The sequence below is a fragment of the Bartonella saheliensis genome (genome assembly GCF_902162175.1).
Map to the genome: position 1 here is coordinate 1 of NZ_LR607289.1, position 2,164 is coordinate 2,164.

A 2,164-nucleotide genomic window follows, 5' to 3' on the forward strand; every position below is an offset into this window, starting at 1 on the left:
GAACATTTGTCGTTCCTGAAACATCCCCATTGATTAAAAGTCGATCGGTTTTTTGCTCAGCGATCGGTTTAGCATCACTCCACCAGGTATTGAAAGAAATTTGTGCATCGCCTGTTGCATTATAGACAGCTTTAGTCTCTGGTTTTCCGGAACCTACATGCAATGTATGGTAATGATCTTCTGTTGGCTCTTGAAAAATGAGAGAGCTGTCATTGAGGTCGAGAATAGAAATATCAGAACGTGACCTTTGAGTGATATCAAGCAAATTGCCCTCAGCATCTTTTTCTTGTGTGCTGTTTTTTAAGAACCATTGTGTCCCATTTTTCAAGTCAAAGCGTACATTTCTTTCTTTTGCAATGTTTGCTCTGCCTTCTAAAATAGAATGATCTGCATTTAATGTGAAGCTACCGCTTTTTAGTGCTATAAGGTTTTTACTGTTTTCAGTAAGTTTTGAGTCATCAATGCTTGTTAAAAAACCATCTTTAAAATTGCTACTGTCTTTTAACAAAACGTTGGCGAAAATATTTACATTTTTAAGATGGATTGCACCAAGTGATAGATCTGGAACTTTCGGAGTGTTTTTTTTAGCAAACGCTCCAATGAGTGTTCCAACGCCATTGTTGACGTATAGATCTGTATTGGTTAGATTAATCTCCTTCTTTTGGTTTTTTAGCGTATTAGTCTCAAGCACAGTCGTGATTTGCAAGCCTGCAATACCTGCTGTTATAGAAACATCTGTTAGGTCAATATCTCCACCGTTTAATAGCAATAGTGCAGCTTTTTTTGCTTCTATTTTATTTTTCTTTACATTTTGCGGTATATTGGACTTGCTAGCTGGAACTTTGGAATTCGCATCAATAATGTTTTTAGCCATCTTAATTTTGCCATCTTCATATGCTAAGAGCCCAACATCTACATTTTCAATGGTTGTTTTACCTTTTAATTGAATTTCGCTATTGGAGTCGCGCGCTGTTCCCCCGATAGTTATTTTTGTGGATTGAGAGTCAATTTTTTTGTTACCAGTTATCTCTAAATTTTCGCTAGAGATCTTTCCTCCTTTTTTTACATGAAACCCATGCATAACGTTTTTAATGGTTGTTTTACCTGTTAATATAATTTTGCTATTAGCGTTGCTGGCTTCTATGCAAGGGTACTCTATGGCAACATCTTCTTCTAAATCTTTGTCTCTAAGAGCAGTAATATTTAAATTTTCACTAAAAATTTTTCCCCCTTTTCTTGCAGTAAGCCACATTTTTGTATTAGCTGTTGTATCGCCGTGCAATTCAATTATGCTGTCAGGATCAGTAGCACTGATCATAATTTCGTTATTGTTGTTTTTGAAATCGACATTTGTCAGATTAATATATCCACCTTTTATTGTAGATAATGCTGCCATTCCAGTTATAGATCCACCTGTCATGGTAATTGTGGATTGTGCACCATTTGCCAAGAGTCCATAGTTCATAGGATGAAGTCTATCATTATAAGATGATGCAATTTGAACATTATTAGTTAAAGTAATAGTGCTGCCATTTACTGCAGATATTGTTTCTTGTTCTGAATCAAATGATCCTCCTGAGATTGTTATTTGAGATTGATTATCTGCAAATATGCCTTTTTGAGCGTGTATTACTTTTACATTTTCTAAAGTGACTTGACTGTTTTTGTCTGCTATTACTCCAAAGAGTATTGGTAGTTGGTTTTCACCGCTTGATATTGTGATGTCTTTCAATTTGTTTTCTTTACTATTACTATTCAAGAAGTTTGCGCCAGTTTCGAAAGCGGTAATAGTTCCCCCAATCATTTTCAGTGTAGCACCATCTTTTGCTTCTAGGCCGAAGAGAATATCAGAATCCGTTTTTTTAAGAGTTGTATTATTTTGCAATTCAATTACACTGTTATTACCTTCAGCTGTTACAACATAACTCCCTCGATGTGCTTCACTTCCGATGATTATTAAATGGTTGCCGATGATTTTACCGCCTTTTAAGGCGTGAAGAGTCTCGTAAGTGGCATCTTTGACCTCTTTTTTCTCTCCAGACACTTCAAGGTCTTTAGCATGGACATTGAATTGGATATTAAACAGCACGATAGCGGCTGTCGCCATAGATGACAGAAGGGATTTTTTATACACGAATACTCTCCTTTTAAAGCCCCCAATATT

At 36.0% G+C, this 2,164-nt stretch carries 1 pseudogene; it reads right to left on the reverse strand.

Going from position 1 to position 2,164, the window contains the following annotated elements:
- Window positions 1–2,134 (reverse strand): annotated as a pseudogene (locus FS875_RS09715) (autotransporter outer membrane beta-barrel domain-containing protein); the annotation flags it as partial.
- Between the last annotated feature and the right edge of the window lie 30 nt (window positions 2,135–2,164).